This is a genomic window from Nicoletella semolina (assembly GCF_004345745.1).
In the GTDB taxonomy this organism is placed as follows: domain Bacteria; phylum Pseudomonadota; class Gammaproteobacteria; order Enterobacterales; family Pasteurellaceae; genus Nicoletella; species Nicoletella semolina.
The window spans coordinates 100,019-126,843 of record NZ_SLXJ01000003.1; the positions used below are offsets into that span (position 1 = coordinate 100,019).

Genomic DNA, 26,825 nt, shown 5'->3' on the forward strand with positions numbered 1-26,825 from the left:
GTCATTATTTTATAAATTGTTCTATAATGCTCGTCTTTTTTACTGACTATTTAACCGAGCAACATCAATGCGTTTAGATAAATTTATCGCTGAAAATACAGGTTTAACACGCTCTCAAGCCAGCAGGGCATTACGGACAGGACAAGTGAGTGTCAATGGCATCATCGTCAAAGAGAGTGCATTAAAAATTAGCCAACAGGATCAGGTTTGTTTTGAAGGTGAGCGAATTGAGTGGGTGAATACTGGGCAGTATATTATGTTGTATAAACCTCAAGGTTATGTTTGTAGCCACGATGACGGAAATTATCCTTCTGTTTTCCAATTTTTTGACTACCCTCTTAGTACAAAACTACATTGTGCAGGACGACTTGACGCCGATACGACAGGACTGGTTTTATTAACCGATGATGGGAAATGGTCTCATCGCATCACTTCGCCAAAACACCATTGTGAAAAAACCTACTTAGTTACGCTTGCTGATCCGATAGAAAATGATTACACAGAAAAATTAGCACACGGCTTGTTGCTGCGAGGCGAAAAAAGGTTAACCAAACCTGCAAAGCTCGATATTCTTGACGATTACAATGTCAATCTGACAATCAGCGAAGGACGTTATCATCAAGTCAAAAGAATGTTTGCCGCACTAGGCAATAAGGTAGAAGCACTGCATCGCTGGAAAATTGGTGATGTCATACTGGACGAACAATTATTGGAAGGTGAGTTTCGTTCGTTAAGCGTTGATGAAATAGCGTTTTTCAAAGGTAAATAACACATATTGCAACTGTAAGCATATCAAAGCAATGCGGAAATAAAAGATATTGCACGATTTCAAGCGATCAGTTTAATGGCGAATTTTGCAAGAATACTCGCTAATCTGACTGCTTGTTAAATAAGTTTTACAATACTTATCTTTTACTCACTTTGCGTTATGGATTTTAACTCACTTTTTAGGAGAAAAAATGGCTCGAAAACAGCGAAATGAAATGGATTGGACTGATGATAAAGAAGAAATCATTTGGGTCAGTAAAAGTGAAATTAAACGAGATGCTGAAGCGTTAAAAAAATTGGGGGCAGCATTGTTAGAATTAACCCCAACCAACCTTGCCAAAATTCCACTAGATGATGACGTGCGTGAAGCTATTAAGCTTGCACAACGTCTGCGTTTAGAGGCTCGCCGCCGCCAAATTCAATATATCGGCAAACTACTACGCAATCTTGATCCAGCTCCTATCCAAGAAGCATTAGATAAAGTTGAAAATCGCCATAACCAACAACTCGCGTTACTGCAAAAATTAGAATTATTGCGTGATGAATTAATCGAAAAAGGCGATGAAACGGTCAATAAAATCGTTGAACAATACCCATCATTAGAACGCCAACAGTTGCGTAATTTAGTCAGAGCTGCTCAAAAAGAGAAAGCCGCAAATAAGCCTGCTAAAAATTATCGTGAAATTTTTCAATATTTAAAATCAATGATTGCAGAATAATCCAAATAATTAACGGCTACTTACATCAACGTCATCACCAAATAGGGGATTTTTATGACAACACTTTTTTTATCACACGTGGGATTGGCTTATTTAAGCTTAGGATTACTACTTATTAGAGGGCTTCTCTGTGCAAGACAAATCAATTGGCGACAATACACATTACTCAAAATTACCCCACATCTCGTCGATACGCTCTTGCTTGGTACAGGCATTATTTTTATTGTAATGTGGGGTTACCCTATTCAATTATGGCTCATCGCAAAATTCTTATTGATTGTGCTGTATATTATTTTTGCCGCAAAAGCGTTTAAAAAATCTCAACCTTTTTCAATTAAACACTTTTTATTAGCGGTAGTTAGCTTTATTTGTGCGATGTTAGTCGCTATTTTTCATTGATTTTGTTTTTCACCAATTTTACTTTTTAGCTAACCGAATTAGCCATTACAAGAAATCTCTTTTAGAAAATATTAAGGAAAAAATAATGTTTGAACTTAATCCAATAAAAACACAACTTGCCGATATGACCCAACGAACCGCTACCCTTCGGGGGTATCTTTGACTTTGATCTAAAAGTTGAACGCTTGGAAGAGGTGAATGCTGAACTGGAACAACCTGATGTTTGGAACACCCCTGAAAAAGCACAAGCCCTCGGCAAAGAGCGAGTCGCTTTAGAAAACGTTGTCAGTACCATTCTTGAACTACAACGGGGAATTGATGATGTTGAAGGGCTTATTGAGCTTGCTGTTGAGGTCGAAGACGAACAAACATTCCAAGAAGCACAAAATGAAGCAGACGAGCTTGCTAAAAAGCTAGCACAATTAGAATTCCGCCGAATGTTCAGTGGGCAGCACGATGCAGCGGATTGTTATGTGGATTTACAAGCAGGATCAGGCGGTACAGAAGCTCAAGATTGGACAGAGATGTTGTTGCGTATGTATCTACGTTGGGCAGAAAGCAAAGGCTTTAAAACGGAATTAATGGAAGTCTCTGACGGCGATGTCGCAGGACTAAAATCTGCAACAATTAAAATATCAGGCGAATACGCCTTTGGCTGGCTACGCACAGAAACAGGCATTCACCGTTTAGTACGAAAAAGCCCTTTTGACAGCAATAATCGCCGCCACACCTCTTTTGCTGCAGCATTTGTATACCCAGAGATTGATGACGATATTGATATCGATATCAATCCTGCTGATTTACGCATAGACGTTTATCGAGCCTCTGGAGCAGGCGGACAACATGTTAATAAAACCGAATCCGCAGTGCGAATTACTCATATCCCAAGTGGGATCGTTGTGCAATGTCAAAATGATCGCTCACAACACAAAAACAAAGATCAGTGTATGAAGCAGCTAAAAGCTAAGCTCTATGAAATGGAAATGATGAAAAAAAATGCTGATAAACAGGCGTTGGAAGAAAGTAAATCGGATATTGGCTGGGGAAGCCAAATTCGCTCTTATGTGCTAGACGATTCACGCATTAAAGATTTACGCACAGGCGTTGAAAATCGGAATACACAGGCTGTATTAGATGGCGATTTAGATCGGTTTATTGAAGCCAGTCTAAAAGCAGGGTTATAACCCGTATTATCAGCTTGCATATCTATTCCAATGGCGGTCAATCCGCCATTGGATTTATTCCTTTATCACTCATCTATTCGCTTAAAAACCGCTGAATTGCCCGAACCACGGTTTCCGCCTTTTCAGCGTGAACCCAATGATCCGCATTACTTACCACAAATAGCTTCGCATTGGGAAATTGTGCAAGTACTCGGTTTGTATCGCTTTTTTGCAAATAATCGGATAATTCACCTTTAATAAATAAAGTCGGTTTCTCAACAGCCACCGCTTGCCAACCCATTATAGTTGAATAATTATGCTTTAACGCTGATAAATTAAATTTGAAATATTCTTCACGGTTTGGATCAAAAGATTTCAACATAAACTGCTGTGTTGCTTGCGATTGAATGTACTCTGACATCAGCGATTGTGCCTGCTGTCTTGTTTTTGGTTTCGCATTTTTTACCGCAAATAATGCCTGAAAGACGGTCTCATGGCGATTTTGTGTATATTCAACAGGGGCAATATCAATCACTATCAGCTTTGCAACTCGCTTTGGAAATAAATGCGTAAACATCATTGCAGTTTTTCCGCCCATTGAATGGCCCACCACAATCGCTTGTTCAATTTGCAGATATGTCAATAACTCATCAATATCTTGTGCCATTAGAGGATAATCCATTTCATTTGAATGAAAGGATTGTCCGTGATTACGCAAATCTATTCGTAAAATGTTGTAATGTTGGGCAAAAGCACGAGCAATGCCACCAAGATTATTGAGATCGCCAAATAATCCGTGTAAAAGCACTAACGTCTGCGTTTGTCCACCTTCTAATCTTGGTGCTTTTTGGTATTGATAATTGAGCAGCTTTTCTTCTAACATAATGGTTTACTTAAAAATTTATATAAAAGTGCAATTTAGATCCTGCAAATCGAAAATGAAATGCGTATAATGCCTTGAAATTTTTTCTAATCAAGTTTTTTAGGGGTTATAGATGAAAACAATCGAAGTCGATGACGAATTGTATCATTATATTGCAAGTCGAACTCAAGCCATTGGCGAGAGTGCTTCCGATATTTTACGCCGTTTATTGCGTTTACCCGCCTCGCCTCAGCCTTTTGTTTTAGTACAAGAAAATATGATTAATGAGCTAAAAGATCTCGCTAAATTACCCAAAACAAAAGCTCCAGCCAATCCACAAGATAAACTCATTAAACAGATTGAATTTGTACTTGCTTCTAGCTTGTTTAACCAAGAAAAAAAAGTTGTCAATCGCTTTTTAATGTTACTTTCCGCTATTCACCGTGCAGTTCCAGCTAAGTTTACACAGGCGACTGAAAAGGTTCAGGGTAGCGAACGAGTTTATTTTGCACGTGATGAAGCGACCATTTTAGCAACTGGAAGTGGAGCAAAAGCAAAAGCTATTCCAGATTCACCATTCTGGGTCATTACGAACAACAATACTGAACGTAAAGGGATTATTTTGGCTTCATTAATGACGGAATTGGAATTACCCACTGAACTTATTGAGCGTATCAAAGCCTTATTTAACCAATGATTTCTGACATTCGTTCTCATTTTCTATCCACTTATTGGGCAACTCATCAGCCGTGCTCTATCGCTATACGCTGGGACAGGGCTGATTCGTTACTTTTTGCTAATTTACCCACACAGCTGACTTGGCAACAATTTCATCAACTCATCTCTGAACTTGCCTTGTGGCTTGAACCAAAATTAGCGGATAAACAATTAATTGCATACTGTGGACAAAATCGTTTAGCCGCACTACTCTGCTATTGCACGGCAATTGCATTAGGAAAATACATTCTCATACTTAATCCAGCACTGACTAACACTCAAAAGCAGAACATTGTTACACAAAATCAAATCAAACAATTGCTCACTGATGACGATTTTGCAAAATTTACAGCCATTCTGACCGCTCATTCGTCTTTTAAAACCACATTACCCAAACTTGATTATCAGGTCGCAGCAACATTTACTCTAACATCAGGTTCATCAGGATCACCCAAAGCAGTCGTGCATTCTATTCAAAATCACCTTGATAACGCTAAAGGTGTTTGTCAATTGATGGCGTTCACTGCTCAAAATAGCTGGCTGTTAAGCCTACCGCTCTACCACGTTTCAGGACAGGGTATCGTTTGGCGGTGGTTATTACAAGGTGCAACATTACAGATTACAGAAAGCAAAACAGCATTTTGGCAGCAGCTTGCAACCGTAAGCCACGCCTCGCTAGTCCCTACACAATTACAACGCTATTTACATTACATTTCATCGGTTGATCGCCCTCCACAGGATTTTGCTCAACAGCATATTCTGTTAGGAGGAATGTGCATTCCAGCGACATTGATTCGTCAAGCTCAACAATATGGTATTCAAATCTATATAGGCTACGGAATGACTGAAATGGCATCAACCATTACTGCAACATCAGCAAATAAACAAGAAATCACGGAAACAGACAACGTAGGAAAAGCATTACAAGGTAGAAAAATTCAGATTGTTGAAGAAGAAATTTGGGTAAAAGGTGCAGGACTTGCACTGGGTTATTGGCAAAATGGACAAATTATCTCTTTGACCAATCGCCAAGGCTGGCTTCAAACTAAAGATAAAGGCTATTGGGATAATGCCAAAAATTTAGTTATCACAGGCAGAAAAGATAACCTTTTTATCTCTGGTGGCGAAAATATTCAACCTGAAATGGTTGAAAAAGTGCTGTTTTCTTCAAATTTGCTAAAAAATGTGTGGATCTTACCAATCCCTGATCCTGAATTTGGAGCAAGACCGATTGCCATTGTTGAATTTCACACCGAATTCAATGCACAAGCGGTTAATAATTTGCAAAATTTTGCAAAAAGTAAACTCGAAAAATTTAAATTACCTCTATACTATCTCCCTTTTAATAGCCAAGATTGGCAGGAAAATGGGGTAAAAATATCTCGCCAACAATTAACCCTTTACGCTGAAAAATGGATTGAAAAAACACAGAGAGAACGTGATGTTTAAACGATATTATTGGATATTCTTATCTTGCACGCTATTTAGCCCAATACTGCATAGCTCAGTAGAGGATTTTGTTAGTAGCGAAGATATAAAGCAACAATTGAACGAACTAAAAAATGTCCCTGCGACCAACGATTCTCAATTGCTGACAAAAAATTTGTCAGAAGCCTTAGCGTTCACAGAAAAATTAAAAAAACAACAAGCCGATTTTAAAACGTTAGAAGCCAAAGTTCAAAATGCAGAGACTAACTTAAATCAGCTACAGAAAAATATTCGTGATTTAACAGAACAACTTAAACGCTCTCCTATTTCTGAAGAAGAATTAACGAGTACAGAAATTGATGTTGAACAGAATAAGATTCAAAAAGAATTTCAAGAACTTCAACCCCTGCTAACGGAAGTCAATATTGCATTAGCTAATTACCGCAATGCGACCGAACAATCTCGTAAACAGATAGCTGAAAATAACACACAAAGAGAAAAGCTTATTCGCTGGCGGTATAATAGCCAAGCCAGTAAGTCATTAATAGACAAATATAATGCTGAACTCAAATTCCTTGAAGAAAATAATAAATTTCAGACATTCTTAAGCCAGAATAGTGATATTTTAGTAGCACTAGAAGAAACTAAACGACACGAAATTAGTTTAAAACAGCAATTACTAGAAAAGCAGTTAAATCACTTACAGCAAGTTTTAAATGCAAATCGTTTAAAGGAGTATCGAGAGCAAGCAAAACAAGCGGAACAATTAAAAGCTGATAATAAAGTTGAAAATCCCATTATTCAGCAAGAACTCACTTTTAATACCGATTTGAGCCAATATTTGGTCGAACAAACGCACAAGGCCAATTCGCTCTCGCAAGATAATCTTCGAGCTAAAAATGTCTTAGATAGTTTAACGCAAACACAGCGAAACATAGAAGAACAAATCAGTGCCTTACAGGGTACACTGGTGTTATCTCGCATCATCAACCAACAAAAACAGGCATTGCCAACTGATAGCTTAATTCAAGGGTTATCAAAAGATATTGCAAAATTACGAGTTGAAATTTTTGATTTATCCCAAAGACGAGATGAACTTTACAATATTAGCCAAGCTATTAATAAATTAGAAACTGATCATAAATTATTCTTAGATAATAGTGAAAGAGAAATACTAACCCAAATTCTTAAAGAGCGTGAAAAAATTCTCAGTGATTTAGTAAAAACGCTAAACTCACAATTAAATCTAGCGAATCAAATAGAAACAACTCAACAGCGAATTATTACTATTAGTGATACATTGCAAAATAAATTGCAATTGCAAAGTTTTTGGGTACAAAGTAACGGTCCAATTGTACTCTCTTGGCTGGAAAATTTCCCTAAATTGGCTATTTCTCAAGTTACTGAACTGACAAAGTATATTGGGTTTAATCCAATAAACCAAAATATCTTTTCGAGCTTAAGTTTTACGCTCGTTTTACTATTACTTTATGGCATTATTATTTGGAAAAAACCTGCTATTAAACAACGTTTAACCGCTCTCTCTAGCCAAGTAAATACACTCAAAAATGATAGCCATTGGTTTACACCAGAAGCAATGTTATGGACAATAGTCCTTTCTTTACCAAGCACATTGATGTTTTTAATGGTTTCAACCATTACATTATTTCTATTTTTTAAAGATCCGTTATCTGGCTCCATTTGGATCACTCAAGCGGCTGGATATTGGTTATTTTTTGCAACAGTACTGTCATTATTAAGACCGAATGGGTTAGCCTATCGCCATTTTGATATGCCTCAAGCAAGTAACCAAATTTTCCAGCGAATTATCAAGCAATCTGTTTGGATTGTAGTGCTGTTACTCGTCTCCTCAATTTTCTCTCAAGTAGAAAGCATCGGTTTCACCAACGATGTGATTGGGCAGGTAATGACAATTATTGCTCTCGCACTTTGCCTGTTTGCCGTTCGTCCTTTATTGGATAGAGGAATTCGGGAATATGAAAATACACGTAATGAAGATGGAACAAAACGCAGTGTCAGCCTATTCAAATTACTCCGTTTAGTGCTATTTATTGCACCAATTACCTTAATCGCTTTAATCGTACTCGGCTATTATTACACTGCGGTTTACTTAATTGAACACATCATCAAAAGCTATTTAATTGCATTGATTTGGGTATTCGGTCGCTATTTTGTTTATCGTTCTCTGACTATTTCTTCTCGCCGTATGGCATATAGACGTTTACAACAAAAACGTGAAAAACTTCGAGAACAAGCCCAAGAATCAGAGCAAGAAAAAATTGAGAAAGAAGAGAAAAAAATTAGAATCTCAACAGTTAATGAACAAATTTTCCGTATAGCGGATTTGATCGCTTGGGTACTCTTATTAGGTTTTTTATATACAATTTGGTCCGATTTAATCAGCGTCGCTACATACCTGAATACCTTTATTCTATGGGAGCAAGTCGAAACAACATCTAAAGGCACAATTGTTGAATCCGTTACCCTACTAAATATTCTTCGATCAGTTATTTATGTAACCATCACTTATGTGTTAGTGAAAAACATTGCAGGTATTTTAGAAGTTACCTTTTTCTCTCGAGTAAAACTATCAAAAGGCACGCCACACACAATCACAGCGATACTGACTTACGGCATTATCACCTTCGGCAGTATTTCAGCTTTCACTTCTCTTGGGATCTCATGGAATAAAATCCAATGGATCTTTACTGCCCTATCGGTGGGATTAGGTTTTGGTGTGCGTGAAATTTTTGGTAGCTTTGTCTCAGGAGGAATATTGCTGTTTGAGCGCCCTATTCGAGTAGGCGACAAAGTAACCGTAGGTAATTTTACTGGCGTGATCACAAAAATCCGCCTACGCTCTACAACATTGGTTGATGATGAACACAAAGAAGTTGTCTTACCCAATCAAGCATTTGTTACTGACCGATTCATTAACTGGACACTCAATAACACCATTACACGTTTACAAATTACAATGAAAATTAATTCAGGTGCTGATCTCAATCTCGTTCGTCGTTTATTGCTTGAGGTAGCCAATGAAGCCCCTAAAATTATGCAAGAGCCATCACCAAACGTAAACCTGTTACATTTTGGCGATGGTTGGATAGAACACGAATTAATCGCTTATGTTCCTGAATTAAATGATAGAACAACCACACGCAATTTCTTACATCAACGAATTGATGAGATCTTTAAATTACATCAAGTGAAAATCGCATTTAACCAAATGGATATACATATATATAATAACGATATTCACAATCGTAATACTGAAAAAAATTCTACACCACTGCTCACATCACTCAAATAAGGACAAATTATGGCAGGTAATAGTATTGGACAATTATTTAAAGTAACCACCTTTGGCGAATCTCACGGCATAGCATTAGGCTGTATTATTGATGGTATTCCACCCAATATGACGTTAAGTGAAGCCGATATTCAACCCGATTTAGATCGCCGCAAACCAGGTACATCTCGTTATACCACCCCTCGCAGAGAAGAAGATAAAGTACAAATTCTCTCTGGCGTTTTTGAAGGAAAAACCACAGGAACAAGTATCGGATTAATTATCCACAATAGCGACCAACGTTCCCACGATTACAGCGAAATTATGGACAAATTCCGTCCAGGACACGCAGATTACACCTACCAAAAAAAATACGGCATTCGTGATTACCGAGGAGGGGGACGATCTTCTGCACGAGAAACTGCAATGCGTGTTGCCGCTGGAGCTATTGCAAAAAAATACCTTCGTGAACAATTTGGTATTGAGGTGCGTGGTTACATCTCTCAAATAGGGACGATTAAGATTAACCCTAAAACGGTTGAAGAGATTGAACAAATTGATTGGACACAAATAAATAATAACCCCTTTTTCTGCCCTGATCCTATAGCAGTTAAACAATTTGATGAACTCATTCGCCAATTAAAAAAAGAAGGAAATTCAATTGGAGCAAAATTAACAGTTATTGCAGAAAACGTCCCCGTAGGACTTGGAGAACCTGTTTTTGATCGCCTTGATGCTGATCTTGCTCACGCATTAATGTCCATTAATGCTGTAAAAGGCGTAGAAATTGGTGATGGTTTTGATGTCGTTCATCAAAAAGGAAATGAACATAGAGACGAAATGACACCTGAAGGTTTTTGTTCCAATCATGCAGGTGGTATTCTAGGCGGTATCAGCTCAGGACAACCAATCATCACACACATTGCCCTAAAACCAACCTCTAGTATAACGATCTCAGGTAAAAGCATAAACTTAAAAAATGAGCCTGTAGAACTGATTACTAAAGGTCGTCACGATCCTTGTGTAGGCATACGAGCTGTCCCTATAGCAGAAGCTATGACCGCTATCGTCCTACTCGACCACTTACTCCGATTTAAAGGGCAATGTCGATAGAATATGCAACTATTCTAATAAAAAATAATTAAATAGACGCTTTATGGTGCGTCCGTTTAATTATTTGCAGCATGCTGCTGAAGAAGAGAACATCCAAACTAATTTCTCTTGTTCTTTAATGTAATCACTCATTTGCGATACAGTAGATTCATCATCACTTTCCTCAGCTAATAATAAGATTTCTCGTTGATGACCGAGGAGAACACTGAATCCTTCCAATGTACCGTTTAAACACTCTTCCGCAGATGTTACCCCTGTATGCTCTGGTAAGTGCGTTTTGGTCAAGTATTCGCTGTAAGCGTTACTTGGAGTGTGGCCTAGTGTTAGGATACGCTCAGCAATTTCATCAATTTTTACAACCAAATCGTTATAAATTTCTTCAAATTTTGCGTGTAATTGGAAAAAATTAATGCCTTTAATATTCCAATGATAACCACGGACATTCATATAAAACACTTGGTAAGTCGCAAGTAATTTATTTAATTCGGCTGCAATTTTTGCTGAAGATTCAATATTTAAGCCAATTTTATTTGTCATTTGTATTCCTCTTTTGGGTGAATTAAATGTTTGAACGTAATAATAACCTATTAACTGACCCATTATAGACAGGTAATCCTCATTGTAAAATGATTAAAACTTATTCAAATGATAGATATTTTCTATCATAACATTTAAATTTAATGCGAATTAAATCTATTTACAAAATAGAATTTTTATTGTAAGCAGAATAATTGATATTAATGTGAGGAAAACGCTATTTGATAAAAATGGCTTTTATGGCAAATTGTGCAGAAAATAGAACAACACCTGCCACTTTTGAGTTTCACTTATCATTTTTAAAAAATTTTTTATATTTATAAAATATAAAAAATTCATTCTAAAAAAACATTTATCTCATAAATAAAGATATAAAAAACCAAAAATTTTTTTTATTTAGATTTTTAATCTAAATAAAGACAAATATAAGCACAATTTGTTCTATAGACAAAATACGTTTTTTTATGCACAATTCCAACCACTATTTTATGTGTGATTAATTGTTGTTGGAGGATTTAATGAAGAAACTTTCTGGTGCAGAAATGATTGTCCAATCCTTGCGAGACGAAGGGGTAGAATATGTATTCGGCTACCCAGGTGGCTCAGTATTGGATATTTATGATGCGATTCATACACTCGGAGGCGTTAAGCACGTTCTTGTTCGCCACGAACAAGCCGCTGTTCATATGGCTGATGGCTATGCACGTGCAACAGGTAAGGTTGGGTGTGTGCTTGTTACATCTGGTCCTGGAGCAACAAATGCAATAACAGGCATTGCAACCGCTTATTCTGATTCTATTCCACTTGTCGTATTTTCAGGGCAAGTACCGTCCAATCTAATTGGTAGTGATGCATTCCAAGAATGTGATATGGTAGGGGTTTCTCGTCCAGTAGTAAAACATAGCTTTCTAGTCAAACGTACTGAAGATATTCCAGAGATCATCAAAAAAGCCTTCTATATTGCTTCAACAGGTCGCCCTGGACCTGTTGTGATTGATGTACCGAAAGATGTAGTCAATCCCGCCAATAAATTTCCTTATGAATATCCGACTGAGATGTATTTACGTTCTTATAATCCAACGGTTCAAGGACATAAAGGTCAGATTAAAAAGGCTTTAAAAGCAGTATTAGTCGCGAAGAAACCTGTGCTTTATGTTGGTGGTGGGGTTGTAATGGCAGAAGCAAGCCTGCAGGTGACCGAATTTGCTCGTAAATTGAATCTACCTGTTACCAGTTCATTAATGGGACTTGGTGCTTATCCGAGTACAGACAAACAATTCCTTGGAATGTTGGGTATGCACGGTACCTATGAAGCCAATAATGCGATGCACGATAGCGATCTTATTTTGGGCATTGGCGTACGCTTTGATGATCGTACAACGAACAATTTAGATAAATATTGCCCAAATGCCAAAGTTATTCATATTGATATCGATCCTGCCTCCATTTCAAAAACAGTTCCTGCTTATATCCCTATTGTAGGTTGTGCAAAAAATGTACTAGAGGAATTTCTATCGCTACTTGATGAAGAGAATCTTGTAAAAAATCAATCTAATCTGACCGCTTGGTGGACGCAAATCAATCAGTGGAAAGCACGTCAATGCTTAGCTTTCAACAAAGGCAACGTGATTAAACCCCAAGAAGTTATTCAAGCTGTATATAGATTAACTCATGGTAAAGCTTATGTTACCTCTGATGTTGGGCAACACCAGATGTTTGCCGCATTGCATTACCCCTTTGATCAACCTCGTCGTTGGATCAACTCTGGAGGGCTTGGTACAATGGGATTTGGCTTACCTGCTGCAATTGGGGTTAAATTCGCCTATCCTGATGCAACCGTCGTCTGTGTAACTGGCGATGGCAGTATTCAAATGAATATTCAAGAGCTTTCTACTGCGAAACAATACGCTACTCCAGTCGTGATTATTAATTTAAATAATCGTTTCCTTGGTATGGTGAAGCAGTGGCAAGATATTATTTATCAAGGCCGTCATTCGCAATCTTATATGAATTCTCTGCCTGATTTTGTTAAATTGGCTGAAGCCTACGGACATATTGGTATTCAGATTACAGATCCTTCTGAATTAGAGGAAAAATTAGTACAGGCATTTGAAATCAAGGATAAATTAGTCTTTGTTGATATCCTTGTGGACGAAACTGAACACGTTTACCCAATGCAAATTCGAGGTGAATCAATGAAAGATATGATGCTTAGTAAAACGGAGAGTACCAATGCGTAGAACATTATCCGTCCTTTTAGAGAATGAATCAGGAGCACTTTCTCGTGTAATTGGGCTTTTTTCTCAACGTGGCTTTAATATAGAAAGTCTCACGGTTGCACCAACTGATGACGAAAGCCTATCTCGTATGACCATTGTTGCCCAAGGTGATGAAAAAGAACTTGAGCAAATAGAAAAACAGCTACATAAACTTATCAATGTTTTCAAAATCACGAATTTAAGTCATTGTGAACACGTTGAACGTGAGATTTTATTGCTTAAAGTTCGAGCGACAGGGAGCAGTCGAGATGAACTTAAACGAATGGTTGATATATTTCGTGGGCAGATTGTGGACATTACACCAAAACAATATACGGTTCAACTTTCGGGTACTAGCGATAAACTTAATGCTTTTATTGAAGCAATTAAAGCAGAGACGAGCATCATTGAGATCGTCCGTTCTGGTGTGATAAGCCTCTCTCGTGGGGATAAGCATTGTTTGTAGCATAGCTGACGAACAATGCTGGAAAATAATTTACCCATCTACTCAATGGGCAACTATATCTGGTTTTTCTTGAACTAAACATAGTTGCCCATCAATGTGCTTAATAAGCAATACTTTTCTTTTCCAACTTCAGCTATACCGCACTGAAAATATGAAGAAAGCATTTTACTTATTTCTGCCCAAAGCCTTTTAACCCAACCACGTGAACGTATTCTTGACTATTGGCAATCTTACGCACAAGTTTATAGGTTGTACCTCGTTCTGGACTGATATTTTCAGGTGCTGCAATTAATAGCTGCATATCCAAACGTTCACATAATTCAAAGAGTGTGTTAATTGATAACGCATCAAGTCGAGCGGCTTCATCAAGGAACAATAAGCGACAAGGAAGTATATCTTTTGCTCGCAAGCGACGACTTTCTTCCTCCCAACTTTGTACCACCATCAGCAAAATAGACATACCTGTTCCAATGGCCTCTCCTGTTGAAAGTGCATTACTTTCTGCACGCAGCCAGCCATCTGCACCACGGAACGTCTCAACTTCAAGGTTAAGATAATTACGATAATCTAGTAACTCTTCTCCTATCGTCTGTGGTGTACGTTGTCCCATTTCAATATGAGGATTAACTCGTTTATACAACATTGCAAGTGCTTCAGAGAAGCTCAATTTTTGGCTCTCAAATAAATCACTGTGTTGCTCACGATCGCTTGAAAGAGCATTCAGCAAAATAGCGTGAGTATCACGAATATTGACTACTAATCTGACCCCTTTTACTTGCCCAAAAGCGATATTCTGTAGTCCTTGGTTAAGCTGGAGAATACGATTTTGCTCACGCTGAATAGTTTTGCGTAAAATATTCGCAACACTTTCCGCACTAATGGCTAATTTTTTCTCTCGACTAGTTAGTTCATTCGTCAAGCGAGATAATTCAATTTCCATCTGCTCAATCGCATCGATCGGATCATCGGTTTTGATAATATCTTGACGAATTCTTTCTCTTAGATGTTGATAGACCGAAATAAAAAACGCCACTTTATTTTCTGGTTTGCGATTATCTTCAGATGCTCGCAAGCTATCACGCAGATATTCGTTATCAGCCACAGCGGTACGCAATGCACCCAATGCTTTATCTGAAATCGAACGTAATTCTTCCGCAGATTGATAAGCGAGTTCACGGCGATTTAAGCGTTTTTCCACATCACTGTTGCGTGATAAATTTTGCACCAAACACCAACTGGCTTTTGCCTGTACCACAATTTCACGCTGACTGCGGTAATGTCGCTCTGCCTTTTTGACGCCTTGTGTAAGATTGTTCATTTCTGCTTCAATCACAGCAAGCTGCTTATCAAGGTAATTTTTGCGAGTACGCAAATTTTGCAGGCGTTGTTGTAACTCATCTCTGCGAGCAGTTGCACGTTCTACTGCCCCTTCATCATTTTGTTCAATGCCATACTCTCGCATTTCTCGTTGCAGTTCAGCTAGCATCTGATTTTTCGCTTCATAGGCACTTTTTAACGAAGTCAGCACTTGGTTATACTGCGATAACTGATTTTGAGCTTGGCGTAGCCCTTCACGAGCCTGTTCACGTTCTCGTTGAGCATTGTCTAAACGCTGACGAAGCTGCTCGTTTAAGCCTGTTCCTTCGGTACTCAACGTCTCATTATAACTAAAATGTAAACGTCGATTTTTAATATCAGCCAAACTAAATACTTTCTGTTGTAGCAATTTTTGCCGTTCAACTAACCGCTTATAGCTGTCTTGTAAGGCATCAAATTGACTTGGATCGCTTTTTAATGCTGCTGCAATCGGTTCTAATTGAGATAGATAACTACCGAATTGGCGAATATATTGCTCATCTTCTTGAGCTTCCAGCCACTGTTCGTGGCAAACTTCTACTCGTTCTAGCAAGCTATCATCTGCGAGTAAATCAAGTTGAGGCAATATTCTGTTCAATAATTGTAATTGTGATTTGCTATGTTCTAATTGATGGCGTAGTTGTTGCTCTTGCGTCGTGATTTGGTTTAGATTACGCTCAATTTCTGCACGTCTTTGTGCAATCTGTTGCATTGCTGTTTCAGGATTAGGCTGGAAGGCAAAACTTAAATGTGTCCCCACAAATTCACTCAAATGCTGATGTAAACGCTGGCATTTTTGTACTTCAAACGCACACTCTGCGTGTTCTTCTGCTGTGTTATCACGCTCTATTTTTAATTTTTCTAGCTGTTTCTCTCGAGACGCTCGCCCAAATACCGCAAATTCAGGGAATTTGGAATAACGCCACTGACGGTTCGATAATTCAACCACCACACCATCAGCCAGCTCCTGAGCATCAAACACGTTATCGTCAAAGGCATTTGGATCGCCTTCAATGAGATAAAGATTATCAGGGCAATCCTCTAACTCCACTAGCTGATGTTTAATCGCTGCTAAATCTCTTACCACAATCGCTTGGCGAGCCTCACCATACAAGGCAGAAAAATAAGGAGCATCTTCTAACGACACATCGTCATACAGTTCTGATAAAAGCACACCACCAAATTTTTCAGCAAGGTGGTTTAGACGACTATCCTCTGCACCATCTGGCTGGCTCAGACGGCTAATTTGATCATCTAGCCGCTGTTCAACTCGTGCCAATTCATCTCTAGCTAATGTCGCTTCACGCTCACGTTTTAACACCTCTTGCATAAATGCCATGACAGATTGACTTGCTTCAAACGTCTGCCCACATTGCTCTTGCAAACGTGCGAGTGCAGATTGTGCAGTGTGCCACGCTGGGGCATTTTGTGCTAGCTGTTGATGCTGCTGGGTAAGCTGCTCTCGTTGCTGACGCAAGCTAGAACGCTCTTCAACACGCTCGGATAACTCGTGTTCTAAATTGGCTAACAGTGCTTGTTGTTGCTCACAATAGCTTTCTAATTCATCTGCATTTGCCAACGCTACTTGTGATTTCTCATTAAACTCATCAAATAGACGCTGTGCATTTTTTTGTTGTGCTAGACGCTGCTCAAGCTCTGCAAATTTTTGGCGTAAAATGACCGCTTGTTGAGCTTGTGCTTTCTGATTTGGGTAGTTATCAAGTAAGGTTTTTGCAGTTTCCCAAGCATTTAAGCGGTCTGTTTCGCCCGAAATTTTACAAACCAAATGGTAGGCCTTATCGAACTGGCTTTTCGCCATATCAGAAAGCGATAAACGCTGTTCTAAATCAAAAACTTGGTCAGTAATTTCTTCAGCTTGTGCGGAAAATTCAACGTGGTAATCGTCCACATTATGCAAATCAAGGTGAGGCAAGCCGCACAGCTGCTTCGCTTTTTCCAGTGCTACAACCGCTTGTTGATACTGCAATGCACGGGTTTGTTGTGCATCAAGTGCTTGTTGATAATCAGCTAATTCCTCTCGTAACGATTCGACAACCTCTTCAGCTTCATCGGTTCGAGCTTGTGCTTCTTCAGCTTGTGCTTGTACCTCTTCCAATGCTATCTGTTGCTCTTCTAGTTTTTCGTTCAGCTCTTCAACTTCATCTTGATAACGTTCTATTTTTTCGTGATGCCGTACGGCATTCATCACCACATTTAGCTGATTAGCCGCATTGTTGTATTCTGTTTCAAGCCCAATTTCTCCCTCATTTAGCTCGGCAATCTCTCGGCTAAATTCGACAAAGCGTTGCTGCTCTGTAACCATTTTGAGTTTGGATTGATACCATTCTTGGCGTTTTTCTAAAGCTTGTTGAACATTACCACGCCGTTCATTGGCATGACGCATATAATCCGCAGAGACATAATTGGTGGACTCGGTAATAAGCTGCCTAAACATATCACGATCAGATTGCGTCACTTTAATCGCCTCTAGCGTCATACGATTTTCACGCAATGCCGATTCCATATCTTGGAATGCTTGGCGTACCCCTGTATTTTCGGGTAACAAATAATCACGCAATGATTTAGTGATGACACTTGAAATACCGCCGTATAATGAGGCTTCAATGAGTTTATAAAATTTACTCCGATCCGAGGAAGAGCGTAATCGTTTAGGAATAATCCCTAAATCAAATAATACGCTGTGGTAATCGGTAATCGAATGATATTGCTTGAACTGCACTTCGCTGCCTTCAAATGCATCTTTTAAATCTTGTAAAGACAACACTCGGGCATTTTTATCGCCAATTTGCTCGGTTAGAAGACTGATCACTGATGCAGAACTTGGATAATTCTGCAGAGAAAACGGACGAATATCCACTTTTTTATCTCGTCCTGCAATTTGCTGCAACCGTACCCCTGTTATCACACGTTGCTGGCGAGAATTCTCACTTTCCAACACAGCATAACAAACGCCAGCTTTTAACTTGCCATATAGTCCTTTATCTCGGCTGCTTGATGTTGAGCCAGCTTCGGTCGTGTTGCGGAAATTTAACAAGGTCAAATCAGGAATCAATGCAGTTACAAATCCTGCCATTGTCGTCGATTTTCCCGCCCCATTTCCACCTGATAAAGTGGTGACAAGCTGATCTAAATCGAAAGTACGAGCAAAAAAACCATTCCAGTTAATTAACGTTAAGGAAAGAAATTTTCCACGAAGTACTTCTTCTTGGCGTGCAAGCGGTGCATTTTGTGTATGATTTTGCAATTCAACCTGTTCCATTATTCTTCCTCGCCTTGTTCAATTTCATCATCAATGCATTCTGCATTTTCATCACCAAAAGTAACCGCTTGTTCCCCCCCCCTGCTTTGCTGATTAGGAACTGTTGCTTCCCCTTCTCGAATTAAGCGTAACTGAGCCTCTCGAATATCATCACCTACTCGCACATCAGCACCAAAGCGGAAAACAGATTCAGAAATCACAAATTTTTTACTCGTTTGATCGCCCACTCGAGTAATGATACCTATTCGTTGTAAGCGACGTAACGCACCGCCTACTTTTTCCGCTAATTTTGCTTTATCTAAATCTGAGCCTGTTGAGCGAGGATTGACCGCTTTTAGCAATTTTGATTCATCTGCCAAATTTAATAATTCATTATACACTTCATCGTAGCTAAAAATGCCCTGCTGTGCCAGTCGCTCTGGACTCAAATAGAGGTAACATAACACTTTCCCCACGAGCATTTCCATCTCACTCATCGCACTGCGTGTAATCAATGTTGTTGCTTTAGGACGCAAATAGAAAAAACCTTCTGGAGCACGAATCAAATCCACATTATAACGGCGATAAAATAGTTCTAATTCTGTTTGATAATCCATCAAAAAAGCGTGTTCATCAAGGCTCTCTATACTGATATGCCGCCCAGAACGTAACTGGCTATCAAGTGATGGAAAGATAGAATTGGCAATCGCTTGTGCCAGTTTGGTTGGAATTACATTTTGGGAATCAGTCATTTTTATTCTCTTAAAACTTGTATTTAAATATCAAATAATTCTGTTGGATCAATTTTGAATTGCAGCATATTTGCCGTTTTTCTACCATTATCTCCACCTTTGCGTTGAATAGTAACACGTCCCAATTTAAGTGATCCTCTTGGTGAAATTTCAACACAGCCTTGTCCATAATGCTGTAATACATCATTAATGTTTTTTAAGACCCAACGAGCGTTATCCTTTATTTTCTGAGCAACTAAAACCCACTCCGCTGAGAATTCACCTCGACCACGAATAATATCCGTTAGGACTAAAATCTTATTTTTCTCAAACCAATTAACAACTAATTTTTGCTCATTTTCTGAAAATTCACTAAAAAACATTCTTTTTCGATTTTTAGGTGCTGAAATACTCGGCTCTAATTCTCCAGTAAAATGTTTTAATATACGACAAATCTCATCATTAAATTGCCACATTAATTGATAACTATTCACCCATCTTTTATCTATTTGGTTAAAACCACGGCGATTACTAACCAATTTTACCTGAATATTTCTTATATCTATATTTTCTTGATAAAAAATAAAAACCTGAACATTAATATCCGCTTTATACCCTGATAAAACAACTGCTTTAACATTTTTGACCTGATCTAAGTCATATCCCATTATTTTTAGCCATTCTTGTGCCTCCAAATATTGCTCCCAATGGTTAAATCTATTAGCAATATCTCGTTCATTTTTAAAACCATTTCGAGCAGTTTTAGAACCTAATTTAATCAAATCCATTTAAACCTCTAATGCTTTTAATAATTGCTGTGCCAGTTTCTGAATAACAGTGACTGTCATTGCATTTCCAGCTTGAGCTAAAACTCTACTATCAGGCAAGTTGTGTTCAATGACTTTTTCAGCTATGTCTTTAGGAAAACCTTGTAAGCGTAGTGCTTCATAGCCACTGAGTTTGCGTAGTTTTCCATTTTTAGTATATAAAATGCCATGTCGCCCTGTTCGCAAAGTTGGACTTTTTCTATCATATACTCTAAAGTCGGATTGTCGCCAATCTATAATTGTGTAATCCTTTTCCAAAAACGAGGTTAAATCATATTTCCCTTGATTATATTTATTATTTAAATATTTTTGGAAGGTAGGCGAATAAATATCAAACTCATAATCTCGTTTATCATTCAAATAAAACTGAATATCTTGCTCTTTACCTAATCCATCTTTTCTTTGGGGGAACTGGTAAGGTTTATGTTTAATATCTTTGCGAATTCCAACAAAATATGCTCTTTCACGCATTTGTGGTACACCATAAAATTGGCTATCTAACACTTCAAAAGAGACATCGTAACCTGCATTATCCAATAAAGATAAAATGACATTAAGTGTCTTACCGTTATTATGATTTACGATGCCTTTTACATTTTCTAAAAGAAAATAAGGCACATTTTTCCAAGTTAATATATCAACTAAGTGATAGATAATTTGCCCTCTATCGTCATTAAAACCCGTTCTTTTTCCTGCTATCGAAAACGTTTGGCAAGGGAATCCAGCCAACATAAGATCAAAATCAGGCAATGCAGGAATATTCAATTGAGATAAATCCCCTAAGTTCCCTTTATCACCAAAAAAAAGCTGATACGTTAAATCTGCTATGGGATCAATTTCACTATGCCCAACGCATTTCATAGCACAAAGCTCTAAACCTAAGCGACCTGCACCAATACCAGAGCAAAAATCCATAAATGTTAATGTTTTCATTACACTACTTATTGTATTGATCAATCACATTTGCCTGCACCGCTGCCCCTTCTTGATTAATTGCTTTCCATTCAGGGTAAATCGCTTGGCTATCTCGACTTGCGATGCCTAATTTGACCGCTTGATCTACGATAATTTTAGCCACATCAAAATGTCGAGAAAGAGGGTATTTTTCAAGCTGCTCTCGCAAAATTGCACTCAAATCTAGTGGAGTCTCCTGTTCACGATAAGGAGATAGCTGTGCTTGCATAATCTCAATAATTTGCTCTTGAACTTCTGAAAGTGTTTCAAATTCAAGTTCTGAAGGCAGTTCACCCACTGCATCAGCCTCATTTAATTCTGTCTCATCATCACGTAAATCCACTAAAGGCTCGGCTTTTGCTGTGTAGAGATACCAAGGTTGGTCGAAATAGTGTTGTATAGAATGGCGTAAGCGCTGCCCAAATACTCGATTTTTATCCATATCAATGGCAGTACGGATAAATTTATGCACATGGCGGTCATAACCGATCCAAAGGTCTATCGCCTGCTGTCCCCAGCTAATAATGCGATCCAACTTATTCTGTAAATTCACCACTAATTGATCTACAAAATCTAATTCAGCACGCCCAATTAGGCAGGTTTGAATGCGTAATAACTGTGCTTGTAACTTATCCCCTGCTGCGTTTAAGGTATCTTGCAACTCGCGTAGGTTAGCCGATGTTTCATCTAATAATTGCTGACAACTTACAATCGCCTCGTGCCAATTTTGGCTTAATAACAGAGCAATCCGTTCACGAATTTGTTGCTGGTTTTCATCCATCATTCGCTGTGAAAGATCAATACTATCGAAAATTTCTGCAACAGAATATTTAAGTGGTGCAAAAACTTGGTTACGCCAAAAACGCTCATCGCCATCTTCCTCTGCTGAAATAGAAGCACGCTGAATTTCATCAGCAACAATCGAAAGTTGAATAGAAAGACGTAAGGTTGAAAATTCTCGTTGGCGAACATAATAATCGGCAATCCCAACACCAAGCGGAGTCAAGCGATAGATGGAGAGTCCTTCAGTAAACTCACTACTGAAACGGTTTAAAAAGCGTTGTTTTACCAAGTCATTAATTGCGTAGTTTGCACGTTGAACTAGGGTTGCATCAGACTGCTCAAACACAAGGGAAACATGACGAAAAAGATCAATCAAATCCGTCTCAACTAATTCACCGTCAGACTGTTCTGTATTATACAAAGAAATTGCTAGTAAAAAGGCAAGGCGTTCGGTTGATAGGGACAAAGAAAATTCACGGCTTTTTGTCCACGAAATTAATTCTGGCAATGTTTGTGCTAATTGATTATACATAACAGCCTATACAGAATGACTAAAAATGGATTCTATTCTACCGAAAGCAAGCAAAATAGGGAAGTGAAAGGAAAAAAGACCTATTTTTCTATAAATAGGTCTTTGCAAAAAATAGGTCTTTGCAAAAAATGTATTAAAATCACCCCTTGTAGTGCTTATTTTTTACGTTCCACCCATTTACCATTAATAAAATCGACGGCCCATTTTGTTGCCTTACCATGCTTTTCAGAGGTTACATATTGACGTTTTTCCTTGCGACTAAAACGTATAATTGCATCATTACCTTCAGGATCTTGCTGTGGTGCGTCAGCTAAATAATGCAGTTTTTCAGGCAATCGAGAACGGTATTGGGCGAGTTCAGCCACTTTAGGAGCACGGCTTTCACGAGATTTCGGAAAATTATGTGCTGACATAAACACGCCACTTGCACCATCACGCAACACAAAATAAGCATCGGATTTTTCGCATTTTAATTCAGGGAAATGTACAGGCTCTTCACGAGGTGGAGCAACTTCGCCATTTTTTAGAATTTTACGTGTATTATCGCAATGCGTACAGCCCATATATTTACCAAAACGCCCTAATTTTAAGTGCATATCATTGCCACATTTATCACATTCGACAATCGGACCATCATAGCCTTTAATTTTAAATGAGCCTTGTTCTATCAAGTATCCGTCGCAATTTGGATTATTACCACAGATGTGGATTTTACGTTCAGGATCAACGACATAACTGTCCATTGCAGTTTCACAAACAGGACAACGTTTACGACTTTGTAGAGCTTTTGTTTCAGCATTCTCATCTAAGACATTCAAAAATTCAGTTTCAGGAATTAAATTCACCGTTGTTTTACAACGCTCCTTTGGCGAAAGAGCATAGCCACTACAGCCTAGAAATACCCCCGTTGAAGCAGTACGAATGGCCATTTTTCTAGAACAAGTTGGGCAAGCAATATCCGTTTCAATCAAATGATTCGGACGCATTCCTCCCTCTAATTCATCAAGTTCCGCTTTTGTTAATTTTTCTGAAAAATCACCAAAGAAACGATCAAGCTCATCTTTCCAATTACTATTTCCCGAGGCAATTTGGTCAAGCACATCTTCCATATTGGCGGTGAAATCATAGCTCATTAGATCGCTAAACGATTCATTAAGCCTGTCAGTTACAATTTCTCCCATTTTTTCGGCGTAAAAACGGCGGTTTTCAACTCGAACATAGCCACGCTCCTGAATGGTTGAAATAATCGTTGCATAAGTAGAGGGGCGTCCAATCCCCCGCTTCTCTAGTTCTTTAACGAGTGCCGCTTCACTATAACGTGCAGGCGGTTTCGTGAAATGTTGTGTTGGTATAATATTGCTAACCGCTAATTGTTCATTTAAACGGACATCAGGCAATGCTTGATCTTCAGGACTTTTGCCTTGAATTGGTAAAATTTTTGTCCAACCGTCAAAACGCAAAACTCGCCCTTTTGTTTTTAATTCGTACTCACCAGCAGTTACCGTCAAACTAGTTGAGTCGTATTCTGCGGCAGGCATTTGACAAGCAAGAAATTGTCGCCAAATTAAATCGTACAAACGCTCTGCGTCTTTTTCCATACCACTTAAATCTGCCATTTTGACATTCACATCAGAAGGTCGAATAGCCTCGTGTGCCTCTTGGGCTTTCTCCTTACTCGCATAAAAATTAGGCTTATTCGGCAAATATTGTTCACCAAATTGTTGGCTAATATAGCCTCGAGCCATTTGCAACGCATCTTGACTTAAATTTGTTGAATCAGTACGCATATAGGTGATGTAGCCTGCTTCATAAAGACGTTGAGCCAACATCATTGTTTTTTTGACACTAAACCCTAATCGAGTGCTAGCGGCTTGTTGCAACGTTGAGGTAATAAAGGGAGGCTTTGCTTTCGAGTTAGTGGGCTTCTGCTCTATGTTGCTGACAACGAATGCAGAATTTTGCAAGATTTTAACCGCTTGCTCCGCTTGCTGTTGATTAACTGCGTGAAATTTCTTGCCTTTATAGTGAGTTAGCTCTAAAGAAAGCGAGCCATTTTGCGAGATAGCCTCTGCAAAAATATCCCAATATTCTTCAGGCTGAAACGCCTTAATTTCACGTTCACGCTCAACCAATAACTTCACTGCAACGGATTGTACACGCCCTGCAGACAAGCCTCTTGCCACTTTTTTCCATAATAGCGGCGACACCATAAACCCAACCACACGGTCAAGGAAACGGCGAGTCTGTTGAGCATTTACTCGATCTAAGTTGAGTTTTTCAGGCGATTCAAAAGCAGATTTAATCGCATTTTTGGTAATTTCGTTAAACACAACTCGACTAAAACGGCTTTCATCACCACCAATCACTTCACGCAAATGCCACGCAATCGCCTCTCCCTCTCTATCCAAATCGGTTGCCAAATAAATATGATCAGCTTTTTTCGCTAAACTTTTCAATTCAGAGACAACCTTCTCCTTACTAGGTAAAATTTGATAAGTTGCCTGCCAATCGTGATAAGGATCAACGCCCATACGCTTGACTAACGCAGCCTGTGCTTTTTGTGATTTTAGCTCCGCTTTTTCTACAGCCGTCAGTCCTTTAGTTGATGTTGATGTGGCTTTTGTTTTTTCGGTTTTATCTGTCCCGCTACTTGGCAAATCACGGATATGCCCAACACTAGATTTCACTACAAAATCACTGCCTAAATATTTATTAATTGTTTTCGCTTTGGCAGGCGACTCCACAATGACTAATGATTTTCCCATTTTCTACACCTGTTTCTATATCTGAACCAAACTCAATCTGAATTAAAAGAGCTAAAAAATAACTGAATGTAATACTTTTTTACGATAGCAAGGCTGATTTCAAAATACAACTGAAAGAATAATAAAATAATTAAATGCAATATAATTTAGCTATTTGTGAAGAACATTTATTCAAAATTGTGCAACAAGGCTAAATCGCTAACAATGGTGTTACAAAAACACCTATCTTAAAAAACATTGCAAAACTTTCAGCAAAACTCACCGCTTTCTATTATACTTACCCCTGTTTTTTATATTTACTCTGTTTCCGAGTATCGCTGAACGAGTAATCTTAAATATTAGCTTATTAGTTGAGGGATTGTAATGATGAATAGATTGTTGAAGGTGCTTTTATTTGGAATCACGTTATTTTTAGTAGGTTGTCAATCTGTGCTTGACGCACCTAGCGAAGCAATTGCACCGACAACCCAAATCCCGCACAGCGATACAAAATGGCAAAATCATTTAGAAAAGCTCAAACAGATTAAAACGTATTCTGTAAAAGGTCAATTTGGCTATCTCTCTGAACAAGAACGCTTTTCGTCTCATTTTGATTGGCAGTATCATTCTGCTACTGATTTTTCATTAATACTTTCTTCAAACCTATCGACTAAATCGCTAGCATTACATCGTACAACAGCAGGTATCACAGTATCTGATAACGAAGGTCGTCATCGCACAGAAGCTGATGTCAATGCTCTAATGGAGGAGGTGATAGGCGTTTCATTTCCTATCGATCAATTTGCTTACTGGGTTAAAGGGCAACCTGAGCTGCACCTAGGTTACGTTGTCAATGAAAAACGCCAACTCACAACCTTTAGTTATCCACTTAAAAATTCGGTATGGAAAGTGAATTTTGTGGAATACCACGAAAATCGTCAGCCAAATTTACCTAAATTGATTGTGCTAACTACGGGTTCACAATCGTTAAAAATTCGTCTTGATCATTGGGTGTACTAATGCAAAATCTCACACTACCAAGCCCTGCCAAGCTAAATCTATTTTTATACATTAATGGAAAGCGATCCGATGGCTATCACGAGTTACAAACTTTATTTCAATTTTTAGATTTTGGCGATGAAATTTACCTTGAAGCAACGTCATATAAAGAACATTCCACTGGAACAATCAAGTTGCTGAATAATTTGCCAAATGTTGCCCCTGAAAATAATTTAGTTTATCGAGCTGCAAAATTATTACAAATGCAGACCGCTTGTAAGCAAGGAGCAAATATTGGCATAGTAAAACGTTTACCATTAGGGGGGGGCGTTGGCGGCGGTTCATCAAATGCAGCAACAGTTTTAATCGGCTTAAATCAGCTATGGAACACCCAACTTTCGCTCGATGAATTGGCAATATTGGGCTTGCAATTAGGGGCTGACGTACCGATTTTTGTCAAAGGGGTAGCGGCATTTGCCGAAGGTGTTGGAGAAAAATTAACACCTTGTACACCTGCTGAAAAATGGTATCTCGTTTTAAAACCGAATGTCTCTATTTCAACACCACTTATCTTTCAACACCCCAATTTACCTCGTGATACTCCTAAATGCACACTGAATGAGCTATTGCAAAGCAAATGGGAAAACGATTGCGAAAAAGTTGTGCGGGATCACTATTCAGAGGTTGATGATCTGCTCAATTGGTTGGTAGAATACGCACCAGCTCGGCTAACAGGCACTGGTGCTTGCGTATTTGCCGAATTTAATACTAAAGAGGAAGCATATTCTGTGCTGGCTAAAAAAACATTCGATATTGATGGGTTTGTCGCACAAGGTAAAAATGTCTCGCCTTTACACCAAAGATTGCACTTAATTTCCCCAACTTAACCTAGAGGTT

20 protein-coding genes are annotated in these 26,825 nt (G+C 38.5%); 12 read left to right on the forward strand and 8 right to left on the reverse strand.

The features are described from left to right. The first annotated feature begins 67 nt into the window (after positions 1-67). The 4 genes from rsuA to prfB all read left to right on the forward strand — a co-directional run bounded on the left by rsuA (position 68) and on the right by prfB (position 3,070). Positions 68-769, forward strand: a complete 702-nt coding sequence (rsuA, locus tag EV693_RS03300; RefSeq protein ID WP_132500958.1) for a 16S rRNA pseudouridine(516) synthase RsuA — start codon at positions 68-70, stop codon at positions 767-769. A gap of 190 nt (positions 770-959) precedes the next feature. Continuing rightward, positions 960-1,487, forward strand: a complete 528-nt coding sequence (yjgA, locus tag EV693_RS03305) for a ribosome biogenesis factor YjgA (RefSeq protein WP_132500959.1) — start codon at positions 960-962, stop codon at positions 1,485-1,487. 54 nt (positions 1,488-1,541) lie between these two features. Beyond that, a complete protein-coding gene (locus EV693_RS03310; protein WP_132500960.1) occupies positions 1,542-1,886 on the forward strand; it encodes a SirB2 family protein in 345 nt (114 codons plus the stop codon). Between the two features lie 85 nt (positions 1,887-1,971). Beyond that, a protein-coding gene (prfB, locus tag EV693_RS03315) for a peptide chain release factor 2 (RefSeq protein WP_132500961.1) occupies positions 1,972-3,070 on the forward strand; the annotation gives its coding sequence in 2 pieces (ribosomal slippage) (positions 1,972-2,046 and positions 2,048-3,070; 1,098 coding nt in all). 73 nt (positions 3,071-3,143) lie between these two features. On the opposite strand, the gene EV693_RS03320 is transcribed toward prfB, so the two are convergent. Continuing rightward, the gene (locus tag EV693_RS03320) at positions 3,144-3,932 is read right to left on the reverse strand and encodes an alpha/beta fold hydrolase (protein ID WP_132500962.1); all 789 of its coding nucleotides are present in this window, start codon (positions 3,930-3,932) and stop codon (positions 3,144-3,146) included. A gap of 112 nt (positions 3,933-4,044) precedes the next feature. On the opposite strand from EV693_RS03320, the gene seqA reads away from it, so the two are divergent. The 4 genes from seqA to aroC are packed head-to-tail and all read left to right on the forward strand — an operon-like array spanning position 4,045 to position 10,482. Beyond that, positions 4,045-4,608: a replication initiation negative regulator SeqA gene (seqA, locus tag EV693_RS03325; protein WP_132500963.1), complete on the forward strand. Its 564-nt coding sequence runs from the start codon at positions 4,045-4,047 to the stop codon at positions 4,606-4,608. Continuing rightward, positions 4,605-6,077: an o-succinylbenzoate--CoA ligase gene (gene menE, locus EV693_RS03330; RefSeq protein ID WP_132500964.1), complete on the forward strand. Its 1,473-nt coding sequence runs from the start codon at positions 4,605-4,607 to the stop codon at positions 6,075-6,077. The genes seqA and menE overlap by 4 nt, the downstream gene beginning before the upstream one ends. Then, positions 6,070-9,390, forward strand: a complete 3,321-nt coding sequence (gene mscK, locus EV693_RS03335) for a mechanosensitive channel MscK (protein WP_132500965.1) — start codon at positions 6,070-6,072, stop codon at positions 9,388-9,390. Before menE ends, mscK begins: the two co-directional genes overlap by 8 nt. 9 nt (positions 9,391-9,399) lie before the next feature. After that, positions 9,400-10,482 (forward strand): chorismate synthase, encoded by a 1,083-nt coding sequence (gene aroC, locus EV693_RS03340; RefSeq protein WP_132500966.1) that lies wholly within the window; start codon positions 9,400-9,402, stop codon positions 10,480-10,482. Positions 10,483-10,542: 60 nt separating this feature from the next. Here aroC and EV693_RS03345 read toward each other — a convergent pair whose 3' ends face one another. Further along, positions 10,543-11,019 carry a Dps family protein gene (locus EV693_RS03345; RefSeq protein ID WP_132500967.1) on the reverse strand — a complete coding sequence of 159 codons (477 nt, stop codon included), beginning with the start codon at positions 11,017-11,019 and terminating at the stop codon, positions 10,543-10,545. Positions 11,020-11,537: 518 nt separating this feature from the next. Here EV693_RS03345 and EV693_RS03350 point away from each other — a divergent pair. Together EV693_RS03350 and ilvN are read left to right on the forward strand one after the other, a co-directional pair. Then, positions 11,538-13,259: an acetolactate synthase 3 large subunit gene (locus EV693_RS03350; RefSeq protein ID WP_132500968.1), complete on the forward strand. Its 1,722-nt coding sequence runs from the start codon at positions 11,538-11,540 to the stop codon at positions 13,257-13,259. Then, positions 13,252-13,743, forward strand: coding sequence for an acetolactate synthase small subunit (gene ilvN / locus EV693_RS03355; RefSeq protein WP_132500969.1), 492 nt, complete (start codon positions 13,252-13,254; stop codon positions 13,741-13,743). Before EV693_RS03350 ends, ilvN begins: the two co-directional genes overlap by 8 nt. A gap of 169 nt (positions 13,744-13,912) precedes the next feature. Here the strand turns inward: ilvN and mukB are convergent, their stop codons facing one another. The 6 genes from mukB to topA all read right to left on the reverse strand — a co-directional run bounded on the left by mukB (position 13,913) and on the right by topA (position 24,950). Continuing rightward, positions 13,913-18,379 (reverse strand): chromosome partition protein MukB, encoded by a 4,467-nt coding sequence (gene mukB / locus EV693_RS03360; RefSeq protein ID WP_132500970.1) that lies wholly within the window; start codon positions 18,377-18,379, stop codon positions 13,913-13,915. Beyond that, positions 18,379-19,110 carry a chromosome partition protein MukE gene (gene mukE, locus EV693_RS03365; protein ID WP_132500971.1) on the reverse strand — a complete coding sequence of 244 codons (732 nt, stop codon included), beginning with the start codon at positions 19,108-19,110 and terminating at the stop codon, positions 18,379-18,381. The genes mukB and mukE overlap by 1 nt, the downstream gene beginning before the upstream one ends. A 23-nt stretch (positions 19,111-19,133) precedes the next feature. Then, a complete protein-coding gene (locus EV693_RS03370; protein ID WP_132500972.1) occupies positions 19,134-19,877 on the reverse strand; it encodes a PDDEXK family nuclease in 744 nt (247 codons plus the stop codon). Then, on the reverse strand, positions 19,878-20,849 hold the full coding sequence (dcm, locus tag EV693_RS03375) for a DNA (cytosine-5-)-methyltransferase (RefSeq protein WP_207906473.1): 972 nt from the start codon (positions 20,847-20,849) through the stop codon (positions 19,878-19,880). Positions 20,850-20,853: 4 nt separating this feature from the next. Continuing rightward, positions 20,854-22,185, reverse strand: a complete 1,332-nt coding sequence (gene mukF / locus EV693_RS03380) for a chromosome partition protein MukF (RefSeq protein WP_132500973.1) — start codon at positions 22,183-22,185, stop codon at positions 20,854-20,856. Between the two features lie 155 nt (positions 22,186-22,340). After that, positions 22,341-24,950, reverse strand: coding sequence for a type I DNA topoisomerase (gene topA / locus EV693_RS03385; protein ID WP_132500974.1), 2,610 nt, complete (start codon positions 24,948-24,950; stop codon positions 22,341-22,343). A 366-nt stretch (positions 24,951-25,316) separates the two neighbouring features. Here topA and lolB point away from each other — a divergent pair, with 366 nt between their 5' ends. Both lolB and ispE read left to right on the forward strand, forming a co-directional pair. After that, complete coding sequence (gene lolB, locus EV693_RS03390) at positions 25,317-25,949, forward strand: lipoprotein insertase outer membrane protein LolB (RefSeq protein ID WP_132501018.1); 633 nt, start codon at positions 25,317-25,319, stop codon at positions 25,947-25,949. Beyond that, on the forward strand, positions 25,949-26,815 hold the full coding sequence (ispE, locus tag EV693_RS03395) for a 4-(cytidine 5'-diphospho)-2-C-methyl-D-erythritol kinase (protein WP_132500975.1): 867 nt from the start codon (positions 25,949-25,951) through the stop codon (positions 26,813-26,815). The genes lolB and ispE overlap by 1 nt, the downstream gene beginning before the upstream one ends. The last annotated feature ends 10 nt before the right edge of the window (positions 26,816-26,825 follow it).

Excerpts from the sequence above, each read along its gene's own strand:
- rsuA (WP_132500958.1), top strand. The coding sequence starts at position 68 with ATGCGTTTAGATAAATTTATCGCTGAAAATACAGGTTTAACACGCTCT.
- yjgA (WP_132500959.1), top strand. The coding sequence starts at position 960 with ATGGCTCGAAAACAGCGAAATGAAATGGATTGGACTGATGATAAAGAA.
- EV693_RS03310 (WP_132500960.1), top strand. The coding sequence starts at position 1,542 with ATGACAACACTTTTTTTATCACACGTGGGATTGGCTTATTTAAGCTTA.
- EV693_RS03320 (WP_132500962.1), bottom strand. The coding sequence starts at position 3,932 with ATGTTAGAAGAAAAGCTGCTCAATTATCAATACCAAAAAGCACCAAGA.
- seqA (WP_132500963.1), top strand. The coding sequence starts at position 4,045 with ATGAAAACAATCGAAGTCGATGACGAATTGTATCATTATATTGCAAGT.
- menE (WP_132500964.1), top strand. The coding sequence starts at position 4,605 with ATGATTTCTGACATTCGTTCTCATTTTCTATCCACTTATTGGGCAACT.
- mscK (WP_132500965.1), top strand. The coding sequence starts at position 6,070 with ATGTTTAAACGATATTATTGGATATTCTTATCTTGCACGCTATTTAGC.
- aroC (WP_132500966.1), top strand. The coding sequence starts at position 9,400 with ATGGCAGGTAATAGTATTGGACAATTATTTAAAGTAACCACCTTTGGC.
- EV693_RS03345 (WP_132500967.1), bottom strand. The coding sequence starts at position 11,019 with ATGACAAATAAAATTGGCTTAAATATTGAATCTTCAGCAAAAATTGCA.
- EV693_RS03350 (WP_132500968.1), top strand. The coding sequence starts at position 11,538 with ATGAAGAAACTTTCTGGTGCAGAAATGATTGTCCAATCCTTGCGAGAC.
- ilvN (WP_132500969.1), top strand. The coding sequence starts at position 13,252 with ATGCGTAGAACATTATCCGTCCTTTTAGAGAATGAATCAGGAGCACTT.
- mukB (WP_132500970.1), bottom strand. The coding sequence starts at position 18,379 with ATGGAACAGGTTGAATTGCAAAATCATACACAAAATGCACCGCTTGCA.
- mukE (WP_132500971.1), bottom strand. The coding sequence starts at position 19,110 with ATGACTGATTCCCAAAATGTAATTCCAACCAAACTGGCACAAGCGATT.
- EV693_RS03370 (WP_132500972.1), bottom strand. The coding sequence starts at position 19,877 with ATGGATTTGATTAAATTAGGTTCTAAAACTGCTCGAAATGGTTTTAAA.
- dcm (WP_207906473.1), bottom strand. The coding sequence starts at position 20,849 with ATGAAAACATTAACATTTATGGATTTTTGCTCTGGTATTGGTGCAGGT.
- mukF (WP_132500973.1), bottom strand. The coding sequence starts at position 22,185 with ATGTATAATCAATTAGCACAAACATTGCCAGAATTAATTTCGTGGACA.
- topA (WP_132500974.1), bottom strand. The coding sequence starts at position 24,950 with ATGGGAAAATCATTAGTCATTGTGGAGTCGCCTGCCAAAGCGAAAACA.
- lolB (WP_132501018.1), top strand. The coding sequence starts at position 25,317 with ATGAATAGATTGTTGAAGGTGCTTTTATTTGGAATCACGTTATTTTTA.
- ispE (WP_132500975.1), top strand. The coding sequence starts at position 25,949 with ATGCAAAATCTCACACTACCAAGCCCTGCCAAGCTAAATCTATTTTTA.